Raw genomic sequence first — 17267 nt, 5'->3', positions numbered from 1 at the left:
GCATCCGCTCACGCCCAACTCTGCCCGATCTACGGCACACTTGGACCATGACCGCGTCTTCCGACTTCCCTCAGGCCGATCACAGCGCGACAGCGGCTTTGTGCGTCCTGCTCGGCTCGCCGGACAATCTGCGCCAGCCCGGGGTCAGGGAGGCCGCGGAGCACGCGCGGGACCGGCTGCGGTCCGGTGCGGACGACGACGAGCTCGCGACCTGCTATCGCGCCCTGGACACGGCGTTGCGTCGGGCCGGGGACGCCCGCGGGCTGGTCAATGAATCCCGGGGCTGGACGGCCCCCGGCGTCGCTCCCCACATCAAGGTCGCCGTATGCCCCGGACCGGCCCAATGCCCCCGCGTCGAACGGGCCCGCGACCTGCTCCCCGCCCCGCACTGCGCGGTCAACGGCACTCGCATGCACAAAGGCCGACTGGGCTCCGCCCAGTGATCCCGCTCCCATGAACCCCCTCCTCGCCACCCTGGGCGGCAAACTCACCGAACGCTGGCTGAACCTGCTGGTGCTCCCCGGCGCGCTCTTCCTCGCCGTCGCGGCCGTCGGCGCCACCCTGGGTCACCGCCACTGGCACGACGTCGACCGACTGCGCACCGTCCTGGACGACCTCGCCGCCCGCCCCGCCCTCGACCGCGCGGGCACCGCCGCGCTCCTGGTCGCCCTCTTCCTGCTCGTCGCGACCGCGGCCTCACTCGCCGCGCAGTTCCTCGGCGGCGCGATCGAGCGGTACTGGCTGCGTTTCGGGCGGGACCCACTGTCGCGCGCCCTCACCGTCCGCCGCGTCCGTAGGTGGAGGCAGAGGGAAGCGAGGCTCGACGAGGCCGTCGGCCACGCGCACCGAACAGGCGCCGGGCCCGACGACACGGTGATGGTCCCGAGCGGCACACTGGCCCGGATCCAGTCCCTCACCGAGGCCCGCGACCGTGTCGCACTGCGCGAACCGGCCCGCCCCACCTGGTACGGCGACCGCATGCAGGCAACGGCCGACCGTGTCGAGGCGGCCTACGGAGTGGACCTCGCCGCCCTCTGGCCCCGGCTGTGGCTGGTCCTCCCCGAACCCGCCGTACGCCACATCCAGTCGGCCCACGACTCCTTCGGCGCCGCAGCCCGCCTCGCCGCCTGGGCCGTCGGCTACGCCCTGGTCGCCTGCTGGTGGTGGCCTGCCGTCCTGGCCGCCCTCGGCTGCGCTGCTGTGGCCCGCTCCCGCGCGCGCACCGCTCTGGATGCGCTGGCCGGCCTTGTCGAGGCCGCCGTCGACGTCCACGGCCGCGAACTGGCCACCCGGGTCGGCCTGCTCCCGCCGGAGGCACAGGGGCTGCTGGCCCATGACACGGGGGACGGAATGTCGGCGGTGTTCAGAAAGGCCGAGTGACCGCCGCCGGACCATGGCAAGGCCGCTGACCGGTCCTCGTCGGCGCAACCGGTGGGAGTGCCGGGCGGCGCGACGGGGCAGATGTCGCCGGGAGCGGCACTCGCACCAGGAACGCCACGGGCGCGGCGCACTCGCACAGGACGCGACCTCGCCGCGCAGGCAGCCGAGTGAGCCGCTGAGGTGTCCGCACGGCGAGGAAGGCGGCCGGCGTCCGGTGCCGCCCGGATCAGCCCGACTTCGGCGGCTTCTGCGTGTCGAAGGCGAAGAGGGTGTTCTTAGCCGCGGCCACGATCACCGCACGCCCCGCGACGGTCACGCGCGGGCTCGCGCCCTGCTCGCCCGTCAAACCATCGGCCTGCGGGTCTGTCGTCCACAGGGGTTTGCCGTCGTACGGCGACAGCGCGACCACCCGGCCGGTGGCCGAGCTGAAGTACAGCGCGTCGGCTCCCGCGACGGGACCCGACGCACCCTCCACGGCAGTCTGCCGCGACCACTTCTTCCGGCCGGTCGCGGGGTCGAGCGCCGTGACGAGACCGGTCTGCCCGCTCACGTAGACGGTGCCGTCCGCCATGCCGGGCGTCCCCGCGTATGTCTCGGCCAGACGGGAGTACGTGACCTTCCGGGAGGCCGGGTCCACCCGCGCCACCCCGTCGTAGCCGGCCAGCGTCGCTCCTTCCTTGTGTCCCTGAAGGAGTACGAGCCTGCCGTCGGCGACGCCCATCGGCACGACGGGGCCGTCGACCGCGATGGGCCCGCCCAGTGCCCCCGAGGATCGGTCGACCGTGCGCAGGGTGGGGTGGCGCACCTCCAAGGCATCCACCTCCGCATCCGTCGCGCACATCGCGAGGAGCTGTGGGCCCACCGGGACGGGAGCGCACTGCGCACCCGCGGGGAACGACGTCGTCCAGGCGATCTCACCGCTGTGCGCGTCCCGGGCCTCGAAGCGGGAGTTGGAAGCGTCGACCGTCACGACGGCGGAGCCGACCACGAGGGCGTCCTGACTCCGACCCATGACGGCCATCGACTGGGCGCCGGACGGCACGGACCACAGCTCCCGGCCGTTGTCGGCGTCGATGGCCACCACCTCGCCGGGAGGGTCCTGCGGGGCGTCCTGGGCGGCGAAGCGGTAACCGAGCACCGTGTCGTCGGTGGCACCCACCAGGTGCATGCCCTGGACGGGGATGCCCGGGCTCTTCGCCGTCCACACCCGCGAGCCGTCCTTGGCCCTGATACGGGTCGCGACGACACCGCCGCCCCCGCAGAACAGCGCGTCGCCGTGCGCGACGCAACGCAGCTCGTCGGGAATGTCCTCGCGACCACCCGGCACGGTCTTGCGCCACGGCTCGAAACCGTCCGGAAGTGCGGCACCCTGCGTCGCAACGCTGTTGTCCTCGCCGCCACCGCTGTTCCCTCCGAAGCCGCCCGCCTCCAGTGCGGCGACTCCCCCGCCGATCGATGCCACCGCGACCGCGGCCGCGAGCACAGGACGCCATCGGCGACGCAGACGGCGGCCGACGGGCGTGCAGGTGCTCCCTGTGTCGGGACCGGCCGGGGCGGCGGTCGGGGCGGACGGCGCCGGGGTGTCCCGCGTCGCGAAGTGATGCTGAGTGATCATGTCGCGGGTGCGGCCCGTGCCAACCCCGTTCGCGTCGGTTCCACCGAGGTCGGCCGGCAGGTCCCGCAGCAGCACGAGGAGTTCGTCCGCAGAGGGGCGTCCCTCGGGGTCCTTGTCCAGGCACAGCTCGACGACCGCGCGCAAGGCCACCGGCACGGCATCCAGTGACGGCTCCTCGTGCACCACCTGATACGCCGTCATGTATGGGCTGTCCGCGTCGAAGGGCCCGTGACCCGTCGCCGAGTACACCAGCAGCGTCCCCAGCGAGAAGACATCGGACCGCGGCCCCACACCACGCGGCGCCTGCAACTGCTCCGGCGACATGAAGGGCGGCGTACCGATGACCCGGCCTGTCATCGTCAGCGTCTGCTGGTCCACGGCGCGCGAAATGCCGAAGTCGATGACGCGCGGGCCCTCGGGCGAGAGCACGACGTTCGAGGGCTTCAGGTCACGGTGGACGACCCCCACCCGGTGGATGTCGCGCAGCGCCTCCGCCAGCCCGATGGCGAGCCTCCTCAGCTCCGCTCCGGTCAGCGGGCCCTTCGTGGCGATGTGCTGGGCGAGCGTGTGCCCCTCGATATAGGTCGTCGCCATCCACGGCTGCTCGGCCTCAGGGGCGGCATCGACCACGGCGGCGGTGAACGCGCCGCTCACCCGCCTCGCCGCCGCCACCTCCTGCCGGAAACGGATGCGGAACTCGTCGTCCTCCGCGAACTGCTGGTGGATCAGTTTGATCGCGACAGGTCGCCCCGAACTCGTACGGGCCAGAAAGACCGTGCCCATGCCACCCGAGCCGAGTCGCGCCTCGAGCGGATAGCCGCCGATCTCGACTGGATCACCTCCGCGCAGCGACACCCTTCCCGCCCTCCCGTCCCCCGTGCACCTCTGCCACCACGGGCCTGCGTACCTGTCCTGCACACAAACTAGCCGCAGGGCAGTACGGCAGAGCAAAGCGGGTGACGATCACGGAGCCCAGGGCCGCTCCCGTGCCGCACACGACGAAGCCCCGCCGAGAGCATGACGGAACTTCCTTCGTGCCGCCGGACACCGCACGGTGCGGCCGGACTTCCCCTCTGCGGTCCCGCCGAAGCGATCGGCTAACCAACGAAGCTCAGACGCACCTGACGGTCGGGATTGTCCTTGTTGGTGTCGACCAGGCACACCGACTGCCACGTCCCCAGTTCGAGTCGTCCGCCGATCACCGGCAGCGTCGCGTGCGGTGGCACGAGGGCGGGCAGTACGTGGTCGCGGCCGTGCCCGGGCGAGCCGTGACGGTGCTGCCAGCGGTTGTCGGCGGGCAGCAGGGTGTGCAGGGCCGCGAGCAGGTCCTCGTCACTGCCGGAACCCGTTTCGAGCAGGGCGATTCCGGCGGTCGCGTGCGGCACGAAGACATTGAGCAGCCCGTCCCTGGCGGCGGCGGTCCGGGCGAGGAACTCCTCGCAGTGGCGCGTCAGATCGGTGACGGTCTCCGTCGTCCCGGTGGTGATGCGCAGGACGCTGGTGCTGAAGGGGGATGACATGGCTCCCATCTTGCCGCCCTCGCGGCGCGGTCGCGCCGTCCACGCCTTCCGCACACGGACGCGCCTTCCGCGCGGGAACGCGGGCCTGCGCCGGTGCGGGGCTTCCGAGGCGGGGCAGGAAGATCCTCGCCGCTCGCGCGGTTAGTAGAAGCGTGAACAACACTGAGGTGGCCGCAGCGCACACGGTCGACGCCGTCGTGATCGGCGCCGGACAGGCGGGACTGTCCGGCGCCTACCATCTGCGGCGCGCGGGCCTGGAACCCGACCGCGACTTCGTCGTACTGGACCACTCGCCGCGCCCCGGTGGCGCCTGGCAGTTCCGCTGGCCCTCGCTGACGTACGGCAAGGTGCACGGCATGCACGCGCTTCCCGGCATGGAGCTGACCGGCGCCGACGACGACCGGCCCTCCTCCGAGGTGATCGGCGCGTACTTCGACTCCTACGAGCGCACCTTCGACCTGCGGGTCCACCGGCCGGTGGACGTGAGCGCGGTACGCGAGGGCGACGGCGGCCGACTGCTCGTCGAGACGTCCGAGGGCACGTACGCCACCCGCGCCCTGATCAACGCCACCGGCACCTGGGACCGGCCGTTCCGGCCGCGCTACCCGGGGCAGGAGAGCTTCCGCGGGCGGCAGTTGCACACGGCCGACTACCCCGGGCCCGACGCGTTCGCCGACAGGCGGGTGGTGGTGGTCGGCGGCGGTGCCTCCGGCACCCAGCACCTCATGGAGATCGCCGAGGTGGCGGCCGGGACGTACTGGGTGACGCGTCGGCCGCCGGTCTTCCGGGAGGGACCGTTCGACCAGGACCGGGGCCGGGCCGCCGTGGCGCTGGTGGAGGAACGGGTGCGGCACGGACTGCCGCCGCAGAGCGTGGTGAGCGTGACCGGACTTCCGTTGAACGACGCCGTCCGACGGGCCCGTGCGAAGGGAGTGCTGGACCGGCTGCCGATGTTCGACCGGATCACGCCGACCGGCGTCGCCTGGGACGACGGCCGGACGATCGACGCCGACGTCATCCTCTGGGCGACCGGGTTCCGGGCCGCCGTCGGTCACCTCGCGCCGCTGAGGCTGCGCGAACCCGGCGGCGGCATCAGGCTCGACGGCACGCGGACGGTCAGGGACGCACGCGTCCATCTCGTCGGATACGGGCCGTCCGCCAGCACCATCGGCGCCAACCGGGCCGGGCGGGCCGCGGTGCGCGAGATCACGCGGCTTCTCGCGGTACCGGAGTCCGAAACCGTCGCGGGCGCGGGTCCGGGTGCGCCCAGCGCGGACAACCGGGCGCTCGCTCCTGCCGCGATCCGACCCCGTCATCCGGTCCTACAGACAGCTCAGCCCACAGAACAAACGAACAAGGGATCGGATGTTCGCTAGAACGCGTGATCGTTTCGCATTTCGTTGCTCAGCGCCCCTGCGACGGTTGATGATTACAGGGCGCAAGCAACGGGCTGCAGACCGCGACTGCGCTGTCCCACATATGCACCATGTACAAGGAGAAAATCCTCATGAACATCCTCACCAACCTGCTCGCCGGCATCGTCCACTTCGTGGGTTGGCTCGTCTGACCGTTGCTCCACCCGGCGCCGTCGCTCCCCGTCCCACGGGAGCGGCGGCGCCGCCGCGTGTACGGGCCGCTCGGGGCCGCACGCCCGGCCTCGCCGGTCAGGTGGCCACCGGGGCCAGTCGGCTGTCGCGACGGACGAGCGCGGCATAGCGGCCGTCCTGCCGGAGCAGCTCGTCGTGGGTGCCGCGTTCGGTCGTGCGACCGCCGTCCAGGACGACGATCTGGTCCGCGTCGCGGACGGTGGAGAGCCGGTGGGCGATGGTGATGGTGGTGCGGCCCGCGGAAAGCGCGTCGATCGCTTCCTGAACCGCGAATTCTGTTCGGGTGTCCAGGGCGCTCGTCGCCTCGTCGAGCACCAGCACCGGCGGATCGCGCAGGATCGTACGGGCGATGGCCAGGCGCTGCTTCTCGCCGCCCGAGAAGCGATGGCCCCGCTCCCCGACCAGGGTGTCGTAGCCGTCGGGCAGTGCGGCGATGTGGTCGTGGATCTGCGCCGCGCGGGCCGCCGCCTCGATCTCGGCGTCGGTCGCGTCCGGTTTGGCGAAGCGCAGGTTGTCGGCGACCGAGGCGTGGAAGAGGTACGTCTCCTGGGAGACCACCCCCACGGCCCGCGCCAGGGTGTCGAAGTCGAGCTCGCGCACGTCGACGCCGTCGATCAGGACCCGGCCGCCGGTGACGTCGTAGAGCCGGGGCACCAGATGGCTGAGGGTGGACTTGCCCGACCCGGTGGGTCCGACGATCGCCAGGCTGCCGCCCGCCGGTACGGTCACGTCGATGTCGCTGAGGGTCGGACCGTTCTTCTCGTCGTAACTGAAGTCGACGTGCTCGAAGCGGACCTCGCCGCGGATCCTCTCCAGCCGGACGGGGTGGTCGGGCTCGGTGATCTCCACGTCGAGGTCGAGGTATTCGAAGATCCGCTGGAAGAGCGCGAGGGACGTCTGCATCTGCACCCCGGTGGAGAGCAGGCTCACGGCCGGCCGGAACAGCGCCTGCTGGAGCGAGACGAAGGCGACGAGCGTGCCGATGGAGACGGCCGGACCGCCCGATCCCAGGGCCAGCCCCGCCGCCCAGTAGATGACGGCGGGCATGGCGGCCATGACGACGCCGATCGTCGCCATCCGCCACCGCCCGGCCATGCTGGAACGCACTTCGAGATCGACCAGCTTCTCCGACTCCTCGGCGAAGCCCTTGGCGAGGGAGTCCGCCCGGCCCATCGTGCGGCCGAGCAGGATGCCGCTGACGGAGAGCGACTCGGTGACCGTCGCGGCCATGGCGGCCATCTGCTTCTGTCGGCGGGTGGTGATCTTCTTGCGTTCGCGGCCGACCTTGCGGCTGATCCACACGAAGACCGGCAGCAGGAGCAGCGAGACCAGGGTGAGCCGCCAGTCGAGCGCCAGCATGGCGACGACCGTGGCGACGACCGCGGTGAGGTTGGAGACCAGCGAGGTCGCGGTGGAGGTGACGGTCGCCTGCATGCCGCCGATGTCGTTGGCGATGCGGGACTGCACCTCGCCGGTCCTCGTCCGGGTGAAGAAGGCGAGTGGCATGCGCTGCAGCTGGGCGTAGACCGCAGTGCGCAGATCGTGCATGACGCGCTGGCCGACCGTGGTGGAGATCAGCGTCTGCAGGACGCCGAGGACGCCGTTCGTCACGGCGGCCACGATCATCCCGAGGGCGAGCAGCGACAGCAGTCCCGTACGCGCCTGCGGAATGGCGGTGTCCAGGATCTCGCGCAGCAGGAACGGCGAGGCGACCGACACCAGCGACGAGGCGCCCACGAGCAGCGCCACCAGGGCGAGCCGGCCTCGGTAGGGACGGAACAGGCGCAGAATGCGACGCACCTCGGCGGGCGGGTGTTCTCCGTCCCGGGGCGGGGGCGTCCAGTTGATTTCGTCGGGTTTCATGGGCTCCTTCGACGGTGCGGGGCCGCGGGGGACCCACGGTCCGGCCGGTCCGGCATCCGGCCCGGGGGGCGGGTCCGGATCGAGGGCCGGGGCTGCGGCATTTCAAGAGCTTAGCTCATTGTTACCTTCACTCACAATGAATACGGTCCTGATATTGTTCCGCCATGGACTCCTCCGACGCAGACGGCGTGCTCGCCGAGCAGTTGTTGCGGGTGACCCGCAGGCTCCAGCGGATCCAGAGCCGCCAGCTGGAGCCGATCGGTATCACTCCCGCGCAGTTCCGGCTGCTGCGCATCGTGGCCCATTACGACGGGCCGCCCCGGATGGCGGATCTGGCCCAGCGGCTGGACGTCGTCCCGCGCGCCGTGACGAGTCTGGTCGACGGCCTGGAGACGAGCGGCCGGGTGCGCCGCGCCCCCGACCCGGACAACCGCCGGGTGATCCGGATCGAGATCACCGAGGAGGGCCTCGCCACCCTCCGGTCGCTGCGCGACGCGCGCCGGGCCGCCGCGGAGGAGATCCTGGCCCCCTTGACCACCGATCAGCGCGAGGTGCTCGGCGGGCTGTTGTCCGCCCTGGTCAACGGCATGCCGGAGCGCCACTGCTAAACCTGTGGGAACGCGCGTCCGGCCGTACCGAACGAACAGAACAGAACCGCCGAGGAGAGCCCGACATGCCGCTGCTGGAGCCGAAGCCCGAAGCACTCCGTCCCGGTGCGGAACGCACGCCGTCCCCGGACCGGGTCCCCGACCGGCGGTCCCAGGGCACGCCCGAACCGCTGCGCAGCGCGCTGATCGGCCTGCTGGGGGCCGAGAAGGTGCTGTGGAAGGTCTCCGACCTGGTGAAGTACGCCTCCGACGCCAGCCCCTACCGGTTCGTGCCCCAGGTCGTCGTGGTCCCGGAGGACATCGCCGACGTCGCGGCGATCCTGTCGTACGCGCACGACAACGGCCGCGAGGTCGTCTTCCGCGCGGCCGGCACCAGTCTGAACGGCCAGTCGCAGGGCGAGGACATCCTGGTCGACGTGCGCCACCACTGGGCGGGCATCGAGGTGCTGGACGGCGGCGCACGCGCCCGTGTCCGGCCCGGGACGACGATCGTGCGGGCCAACGCCACGCTCGCCCGCCACGGCCGGCTGCTCGGCCCCGACCCGGCCAGTGCCATCGCCTGCACGGTCGGCGGAGTCGTCGCCAACAACGCCTCGGGCATGACCGCGGGCACGACCCGCAATTCGTACCGCACCGTCTCCTCCCTCACGTTCGTCCTGCCGAGCGGCACGGTCGTCGACACGGGCGCCCCCTCGGCGGACGAGGACCTGGCCCGGGCCGAGCCCCGGCTCTGCGAGGAACTGCTGGCGCTGAAGGCGGAGATCGAGGCGGACGCCGGGCTGACCGCGCGCATCCGGGCCAAGTACGAGATCAAGAACACCAACGGCTACCGCCTCGACGCCTTCCTGGACGGGTCGACGCCCGTCGAGATCCTGCGGGGGCTGATGGTCGGCTCCGAGGGCACCTTCGGCTTCATCTCCGAGGTCGTCTTCGACACGCTTCCGCTGGACCGACGCGTCTCCACCGGTCTGCTGTTCTTCCCCTCCCTGACCGCGGCGGCGGCGGCCGTGCCGCACTTCAACGCGGCGGGGGCGATCGCCGTCGAGCTGATGGACGGCAACACGCTGCGCGCGTCGGTGAGCGTCCAGGGCGTTCCCGCGGACTGGGCCGGGCTGCCGAAGGAGACCACGGCGCTGCTGGTGGAGTTCCGCGCGCCGGACGAAGCGGGACAGGAGGCGTACGAGCGGGCCGCCGCGTCCGTCGTCGAGGGGCTCGACCTGGTCGCGCCGGTGGCCTCGGTGACCAACGAGTTCACCCGCGACGCCGGGACCATCGCGGGCTATTGGAAGGCCCGCAAGGCGTTCGTCACCGCGGTCGGCGGATCGCGGCCCTCGGGGACGACGCTGATCACGGAGGACTTCGCGGTGCCTCCCTCCCGGCTGGCCGATGCCTGCGAGGCCCTGCTCGCGCTCCAGGCGGAACACGGTTTCGACGCCGCCGTCGCCGGGCACGCGGCGCACGGCAACCTCCACTTCCTGCTCGCCTTCGACGCGGCGAAGCCGTCCGACGTCGAGCGCTACGCCGCGTTCATGGACGACTTCTGCCGACTGACGGTGGAACGCTTCGACGGCTCCCTGAAGGCCGAGCACGCCACCGGCCGCAACATCGCCCCGTTCCTGGAGCTGGAGTGGGGCCCGAAGGCCACCGAGCTGATGTGGCGCACGAAGCAGGTCATCGACCCGGACGGGGTGCTGGCCCCGCGCATCGTCCTCGACCGCGACCCCAGGGCCCATCTGCGCGGCCTGAAGACCATCCCCGAGGTGGAACCGATCGCGGACCCCTGCATCGAGTGCGGCTTCTGCGAACCCACCTGCCCCAGCCACGACCTGACCACGTCCCCGCGCCAGCGCATCGTGCTGCGCCGGGAGATGATGCGGCAGACGGGCGGCTCACCGGTGGAGTCGCGGCTGCTGGACGCGTACGGCTACGACGCCGTCGACACCTGCGCGGGCGACTCGACGTGCAAGCTGGCCTGCCCGGTCGGCATCGACACGGGCGCCATGATGAAGGACTTCCGCCACCGTCGGCACTCGCCGCGCGAGGAGCGGATCGCGGCGCTCACCGCGAAGAACTTCAAGGCGGTCGAGGCGGCGGCACGGCTCGCGGTCGCCGCGGCCGACAGGATCGGCGAACGCATCGGCGACGGACCGCTGGAGACGATCACCGGGCTCGCCCGCAAGGCCGTACGCCCCGATCTCATGCCCGAGTGGCTTCCCGAGACCCCAGGCGCCGCCGCCCGGAGGCTCCCCCGCACCTCCCGCGTCGGTGCGAAGGCCGTCTACTACCCGGCGTGCGTGAACCGCATCTTCGGTGGCCCGGAGGGCCATCGCGGCCCGTCCCTGCCGCAGGCCGTCGTCGCCGTTTCCGCCCGCGCCGGGAAACCGGTGTGGATCCCGGACGACGTCGCGGGCACCTGCTGCGCGACGATCTGGCACTCGAAGGGGTACGACGAGGGCAACACCGTGATGGCCAACCGCATCGTGGAAGCGGCCTGGGGCTGGGCGGCCGGCGGCAGGCTGCCCCTGGTCGTCGACGCCTCGTCGTGCACGCTGGGCATCGCCCACGAGGTGGTGCCGTACCTCACCGACGACAACAGGGAGCTGCACCGGGAGCTGACCATCGTCGACTCCCTGGTCTGGGCGGCCGAGGAACTGCTCCCCGGGCTGACGGTGCTCCGAAAGGTCGATTCGGCGGTGCTGCACCCCACGTGCTCCATGCAACACCTGGGCGATGTGGAGCAGTTGCGCGCGGTCGCGGAGGCCTGCGCGGAGGAGGTCGTGATCCCCGACGACGCCGGATGCTGCGCCTTCGCGGGCGACCGCGGGATGCTGCACAAGGAGTTGACGGAGTCGGCCACGGCCAAGGAGGCGGCGGAGGTGAACACCCGTGAGTACGACGCGTACCTCTCCGCCAACCGCATGTGCGAGATCGGCATGGACCGGGCCACGGGCCATTCGTACTACTCCGTGCTGATGGAGCTGGAACGGGCGACGCGGCCGGGAGCGGTCGTGCGCTGACCCGCGCGGGGCCGCCCGGCGACCGCCTCGCGGCCGGTCGTCCGACGGCCCCGTCGACGTCCTCACCCGCCGGGTGGGTCCGGTCATGACCGGACCCACCCGGCTTTCGCACGCGCACGAGGCCCGTGGTTCACGAAAGTCCATGGTTTGGGATCAGGAATCCAATCGTTCCCCTTGCGCGTCGACGGACTCGGCGGCCAAGGTCCTCCACGAGGTTCATTCACCGGCCGCGCACGTCAGACCCCCCTTCTGGAGGATCGATGAACGACGCAGCACAGCACGACGACGGTACGCAGCACGACGCCACACAACACGGGAACCCCCGGCACCACGGCGCGGAGAGCGGCGCCCCGGGCCCGATGAGCCGCCGCTCCGTCCTGTGGACGACGGCCTCGGTGGCCGGTGCCGGGCTCGCGTTCGGCGGTCTCGGTGCCGGAACCGCGTCCGCCGCCCCCGCCCCGGGTCCGGAGGCGGTCGGCGCGGAACAGGCGTCCGCGCCGCGGCGCCAGGGGCGCACCATGGTGGGGGTTCCGTTCGACCGGCGCTCCACCGTCCGGGTCGGGCTGGTCGGGCTCGGCAACCGCGGTGGCAGCATGATCGACCTCTTCCTCGCCATGGAAGGCGTACGGGTCATGGCAGTCTGCGACCCGGTCGGGGTCAAGGCCGAGCGAGCGGCGGCGAAGGTGACCGCCGCGGGGCAGCCGTCGCCCGCCGTCTACACCAACGGCGAGCACGACTACGAGAACCTCTGCCGGCGCGGAGACATCGACTTCGTCTACGTGGCAACGCCCTGGGACTTCCATTTCGAGATGGCGAAGACCGCCCTGCTGAACGGCAAGCACGTCGGCGTGGAGTGCCCGATCGCGCTCCGGCTGGACGAGCTCTGGGAGTTGGTCGACCTCTCCGAGCGCACCAGGCGTCACTGCATGCAGTTGGAGAACTGCTGTTACGGGCGCAACGAGATGCGTGTGCTGCGCATGGCGCACGCCGGGCTCTTCGGCGATCTGCTGCACGGCGCGGGCGCGTACAACCACGACCTGCGCGGCCTGATGTTCGATCCGGAGTACTACGAGGGCCCGTGGCGCAGACTGTGGCACACCCGGCTGCGCGGGGACCTCTACCCCAACCACGGCTTCGGTCCGGTCGCCAACTACATGGACATCAACCGCGGCGACCGTGCGGTCAGCATCACCAGCGTCGGCTCCCCGTCGCTGGGACTCGCCGAGTACCGCAGGAACAACATGCCGCCCGGCGACCCGAGCTGGAAGGAGACCTACATCGAGTCCGACCGTACGATCAGTCTCGTCCAGACCGCCAAGGGCCGGGTCATCCGGCTGGAACACGACGTGTCGACCCCGCACCCGTACTCGCGGATCAACAGTCTCGGCGGGACGAAGGGCGTCTTCGAGGACTACCCGGCGCGCATCTACATCGAGCCCGATCACACGAACGACGCCTGGGGCGACTTCTCCCGGTACGCCCAGTGGGACCACTGGCTCTGGAAGGAGCACGCCGACCCGCCGGGCGGACACGGCGGAATGGACTACATGCTGGTGTTCCGGCTGATGCAGTGCATGCGGCTCGGCCTGGTCCCGGACTTCGACGTGTACGACGCGGCGACCTGGACGGCACCCGTGCCGCTGAGCCATCTGTCCATCAAGGCGAAGGGCGCGCCGCAGCAGATCCCGGACTTCACGCGCGGTGAGTGGAAGAAGGCCCGTTCCGGCATGGATTCGGAGAAGCCGGAGGAGATCTGACGGCCCGCGCGGGCCGCGGGGCCACGGCTCCGCGGCCCTTCTCCGCCACCGGTGCGGCGGCCGGGGCATGTCCAAAACGACTCCCCCCGGAGAAAATTCGATTGCTCCGGCCGCCGGGCCGGGGACAACCTGGGGCGGTTTTGCGGCTTTCTCCGAGCCGTCCGGCACACCGACCCCTGGGACCTCATGAAGATTCGCGATCTTCCGTACTCGGATCCCGGCGTTCCCGACGTCCGCTCGGGCCCGCGTTTCCTGCTCTGGCTGGGGCGCGGTCAACTCCGCGGCCAGCTCAAGGCGATGGGGTGGGGGCTGCTCCACCAGTGCGCGCTGGCCGGGTTCTCGCCCGCGGTCGGTTTCGCCGTGCAGGCGGCCGTCGACCGTTCCGGCGCCCGGCTCGCGTGGGCGGGCGCCCTGTTCGCCGTCCTGGGCGTGCTGATCGCGCTGGGCGACACCATGCTCCACCGGACCGCCGTCACCAACTGGATCACCGCCGCCGCGCGCGTCCAGCAGCTGCTGGCGCGCAAGACCGCGGAGCTGGGTTCGGCACTGACCCGCCGCGTCGCCGCGGGCGAGGTCGTCGCCGTGTCCACCGGCGACGTCGAGAAGATCGGCTGGTTCGTCGAGGCGCTCTCCCGCTTCGTCGCGGCCGTCGCCGCGATCGTGCTGATCTGCACGGCGCTCGTCGTCCATCTGCCCGCGCTGGGCGTCCTGGTGACGCTCGCCGTGCCGTTGCTGGCCCTGGCCGTGCTGCCGCTGCTCCCCCGGGCCGCCCGGCGCGCCGATCTCCAGCGCGAGAAGGCGGGACGGGCGACCGAACTGGCATCGGACACCGTCGCCGGGCTGCGGGTGCTGCGCGGGATCGGCGGCGAGGAGCTGTTCCTCGGCCGCTACCGCCACGCCTCGCAGGAGGTCCGCCGGGCGGCGGTGCACAGCGCGCGGATGTGGTCGCTGATCTCGGCGGTCCAGGTGCTGCTTCCGGGGCTGCTGCTGATCTCGCTGGTCGGGTACGGGGCGGCGCTGGCCCGCGACGGCCGGATCGAGGTCGGGCAACTCGTCACGGTGTACAGCGCGGCGGCGCTGATGCTGTTCCCGCTCCGCCGCGTCGAGGAGATCGCGATGGCGTACTCCTTCTCCCGGCCCTCCGCCCGCCGCGCGGTGCGGGTGCTCTCGCTGCGCCGCACCGACCCGCCCGCGACCACCGGCTCCCCGGCTGCCGCGGCCGCGCCCTTCGGCGACCTGTACGACCCGGTCACCGGGCTGCTGGCACCGGCCGGTCTGCTCACCGCGGTGGTCTGCGGCGATCCGGACGAGGCGGGCCGCCTGGCCGAACGGCTCGGTGGCCACGCCCCTGCGGGAACGGGCGCGGGCGCGGACACCGCGACCGGCACCGGCCCGGGCCAGGGCCCGGACGAGGGCGTGCCGGAACGTGCGGGGGCCGGTGCCGCGACCGGGCCGCAGCCGCCGTCCGTCCTTCTCGGGGGTGTGGCCCTGGACGAACTCCCGCTGGACGCGGCCCGGACCGCCGTACTGGTCCAGGACAAGGATCCGGTGCTGCTCTCCGGCACCCTGCGCGAGCTGCTGGACGTCCCTTCGTCCGGCCGGGTGCCCGCCGACGAGGCGTTGTCGGCCGCCCGGTGCGGCGATGTGCTGGACGCGCTGGCGCAGGCGCCCACCGCCTCGGACGGCGACCCGATGACGGCCCGCATCACCGAGCGCGGCCGTTCGCTCTCGGGCGGGCAGCGCCAGCGGCTCGCCCTGGCGCGTTCCCTGGTGACGGATCCGGAGGTGCTGGTCCTCGACGAGCCGACCTCGGCGGTCGACTCCCACACGGAGGCCGGGGTCGCCGCCGGGATCAAGGAGGTGCGCCTGGGGCGCACCACCGTGGTGCTCGCCTCCTCGCCGCTGCTGCTCGACGCGGCGGACCGGGTGGCGCTGGTGCGCCGGGGCACGGTCGTCGCGGTCGGAACGCACCGTGAACTGCTGCACACGGAACCGCGCTACCGGACGGTGGTCACGCGCGAGACAGACGACGAGATCGCGAAGATCGCGGACCGGGCCGCCCGGGGCCCGCACGATGCGACCGAGGAAATCGAGGAGCGGGCATGATCGGCGTCGCGAGACCCTCCCACGACCCGGCGGCGCCGGAGTCGGCGACGACCCTGCCGGTGGGCACCCCCGCCACGGTGCGGAGCTACGTACGGGAGCTGCTGCGGCGCCATCGCGGGCCGTTCGCCCTGCTCGTCTCGTTCAACGCCGTCGCGGTGATCGCCTCGGTCGCCGGCCCGTATCTGCTGGGCGGGCTGGTCCAGGACCTCGCCGACGGCGTCGGGGACCTGCGTCTGGAGCGCACGGTCGCGGTGTTCGCGCTGGCGCTCGTCGTGCAGACGGTGTTCACCCGGCTGATGCGGCTGCGCAGCGCGATGCTCGGTGAGGAGATGCTCGCCGATCTGCGCGAGGACTTCCTCGTGCGGTCGGTGCGACTGCCGCCGGGTGTGCTGGAGCGCGCGGGTACGGGCGATCTCCTGTCCCGGATCACCACGGACATCGACCGGCTGGCCGAGGCGATGCGCGAGGCCGTGCCGCAGCTGACGATCGGCGTGGTGTGGGCCGGGCTGCTGGTCGCCGCGCTCACGGCGACGGCCCCTGCGCTGGCGCTCTCGGTCCTGGTCGCGCTGCCGCTGCTGGTTCTGGGCTGCCGCTGGTACTTCCGGCGGGCGCCTTCCGCGTACCGTTCGGAGGCCGCCGGATACGCGGCGGTGGCGGCGGTCCTCGCGGAGACGGTGGACGCCGGGCGGACCGTGGAGGCACACCGTCTGGGGACGCGCCGGGTGGCCCTGTCGGACACCCGCGTCGGGCAGTGGACCGCGTGGGAGAGGTACACGCTGTACCTGCGTTCCGTGCTGTTCCCCGTCATCAACGCCACCTATGTGCTGATCCTCGGCGCGGTGCTGATGCTCGGCGGCTGGTTCGTGCTGGAGGGCTGGCTGACCGTCGGCCAGCTGACGACGGGTGCGCTGCTGGCGCAGATGATGGTCGACCCGATCGGGCTGATCCTGCGCTGGTACGACGAGCTGCAGGTGGCGCAGGTGTCGCTGGCGCGACTGGTCGGCGTCCGGGACATCGAGCCGGACGCGGGCGACGCCGGGGTCGTCCCGGACGGCCGGGACGTGCGGGCCGACGAGGTGCGCTTCGGCTACCGCGCCGGGCTGGACGTTCTGCACCGGGTGTCCCTGGACGTGGCGCCGGGCACGCGCCTGGCGCTGGTCGGTCCGTCCGGGGCGGGCAAGTCCACCCTGGGCCGGCTGCTGGCCGGGATCTACTCCCCGCGCACGGGTGAGGTCACGCTGGGCGGCGCGCGGTTGTCGCGGATGAGGGCGGAGGACGTACGAACGCACGTGGCGCTGGTCAACCAGGAGCACCACGTGTTCGTCGGGTCGCTGCGGGACAATCTGCTGCTGGCGCGGGCGGGTGCCGAGGACGCGGAGCTGTGGGCGTCGCTCGCGGCGGTCGACGCGGACGGCTGGGCGAGGGCCCTGGAGGAGGGGCTGGACACCGAGGTCGGCTCCGGCGGTCTGGCGCTGACCCCGGCCCAGGCCCAGCAGATCGCCCTGGCCCGGCTGGTCCTGGCCGATCCGCACACGCTGGTGCTGGACGAGGCCACGTCGTTGCTGGATCCGCGGGCCGCCCGGCATCTGGAGCGGTCACTGGCCCGGGTGCTGGAGGGCCGTACGGTCGTGGCGATCGCCCACCGGCTGCACACCGCGCACGACGCGGACGTGATCGCGGTGGTGGAGGACGGCCGGATCAGCGAGCTGGGCAGCCATGACGCGCTGGTGGCGGCGGATGGCGCGTACGCGGCGCTGTGGCGGTCCTGGCACGGCTGAGGCGGCGGTCCCGGCC

11 protein-coding genes are annotated in these 17267 nt (G+C 72.2%); 8 read left to right on the top strand and 3 right to left on the bottom strand.

Annotation, left to right across the window (positions count from 1 at the left end):
- The first annotated feature begins 47 nt into the window (after nt 1-47).
- Together ACFYXM_RS19260 and ACFYXM_RS19255 are read left to right on the top strand one after the other, a co-directional pair.
- On the top strand, nt 48-443 hold the full coding sequence (locus ACFYXM_RS19260; RefSeq protein WP_389290732.1) for a hypothetical protein: 396 nt from the start codon (nt 48-50) through the stop codon (nt 441-443).
- Nucleotides 444-453: 10 nt separating this feature from the next.
- A complete protein-coding gene (locus ACFYXM_RS19255; RefSeq protein ID WP_389290731.1) occupies nt 454-1380 on the top strand; it encodes a hypothetical protein in 927 nt (308 codons plus the stop codon).
- Between the two features lie 226 nt (nt 1381-1606).
- Here ACFYXM_RS19255 and ACFYXM_RS19250 read toward each other — a convergent pair whose 3' ends face one another.
- A complete protein-coding gene (locus tag ACFYXM_RS19250) occupies nt 1607-3850 on the bottom strand; it encodes a serine/threonine-protein kinase (RefSeq protein WP_389290729.1) in 2244 nt (747 codons plus the stop codon).
- A gap of 242 nt (nt 3851-4092) precedes the next feature.
- Nucleotides 4093-4515, bottom strand: coding sequence for a secondary thiamine-phosphate synthase enzyme YjbQ (locus ACFYXM_RS19245; protein ID WP_389290727.1), 423 nt, complete (start codon nt 4513-4515; stop codon nt 4093-4095).
- Between the two features lie 152 nt (nt 4516-4667).
- Between ACFYXM_RS19245 and ACFYXM_RS19240 the strand changes: the two genes are divergently transcribed.
- On the top strand, nt 4668-5891 hold the full coding sequence (locus ACFYXM_RS19240; protein WP_389290725.1) for an NAD(P)-binding domain-containing protein: 1224 nt from the start codon (nt 4668-4670) through the stop codon (nt 5889-5891).
- Between the two features lie 288 nt (nt 5892-6179).
- Here the strand turns inward: ACFYXM_RS19240 and ACFYXM_RS19235 are convergent, their stop codons facing one another.
- Nucleotides 6180-7985: an ABC transporter ATP-binding protein gene (locus ACFYXM_RS19235; RefSeq protein ID WP_389290723.1), complete on the bottom strand. Its 1806-nt coding sequence runs from the start codon at nt 7983-7985 to the stop codon at nt 6180-6182.
- A 164-nt stretch (nt 7986-8149) separates the two neighbouring features.
- Between ACFYXM_RS19235 and ACFYXM_RS19230 the strand changes: the two genes are divergently transcribed.
- The 5 genes from ACFYXM_RS19230 (at nt 8150) to ACFYXM_RS19210 (ending at nt 17251) form a co-directional block, all read left to right on the top strand.
- A complete protein-coding gene (locus tag ACFYXM_RS19230) occupies nt 8150-8593 on the top strand; it encodes a MarR family transcriptional regulator (RefSeq protein WP_362029198.1) in 444 nt (147 codons plus the stop codon).
- Nucleotides 8594-8658: 65 nt separating this feature from the next.
- Complete coding sequence (locus ACFYXM_RS19225; RefSeq protein WP_389290721.1) at nt 8659-11610, top strand: FAD-binding and (Fe-S)-binding domain-containing protein; 2952 nt, start codon at nt 8659-8661, stop codon at nt 11608-11610.
- Between the two features lie 359 nt (nt 11611-11969).
- Complete coding sequence (locus ACFYXM_RS19220) at nt 11970-13367, top strand: Gfo/Idh/MocA family protein (protein WP_389290816.1); 1398 nt, start codon at nt 11970-11972, stop codon at nt 13365-13367.
- Between the two features lie 186 nt (nt 13368-13553).
- The gene (locus ACFYXM_RS19215; RefSeq protein ID WP_389290719.1) at nt 13554-15473 is read left to right on the top strand and encodes an ABC transporter transmembrane domain-containing protein; all 1920 of its coding nucleotides are present in this window, start codon (nt 13554-13556) and stop codon (nt 15471-15473) included.
- Complete coding sequence (locus ACFYXM_RS19210) at nt 15470-17251, top strand: ABC transporter ATP-binding protein (RefSeq protein ID WP_389290717.1); 1782 nt, start codon at nt 15470-15472, stop codon at nt 17249-17251. The genes ACFYXM_RS19215 and ACFYXM_RS19210 overlap by 4 nt, the downstream gene beginning before the upstream one ends.
- The last annotated feature ends 16 nt before the right edge of the window (nt 17252-17267 follow it).

Origin of the sequence: Streptomyces sp. NPDC002476 (assembly GCF_042889785.1) — a bacterium.
Lineage (GTDB): Bacteria > Actinomycetota > Actinomycetes > Streptomycetales > Streptomycetaceae > Streptomyces.
The sequence above is the reverse complement of the archived record's forward strand: the minus strand, read 5'-3'. Positions and strand labels throughout refer to the sequence as shown.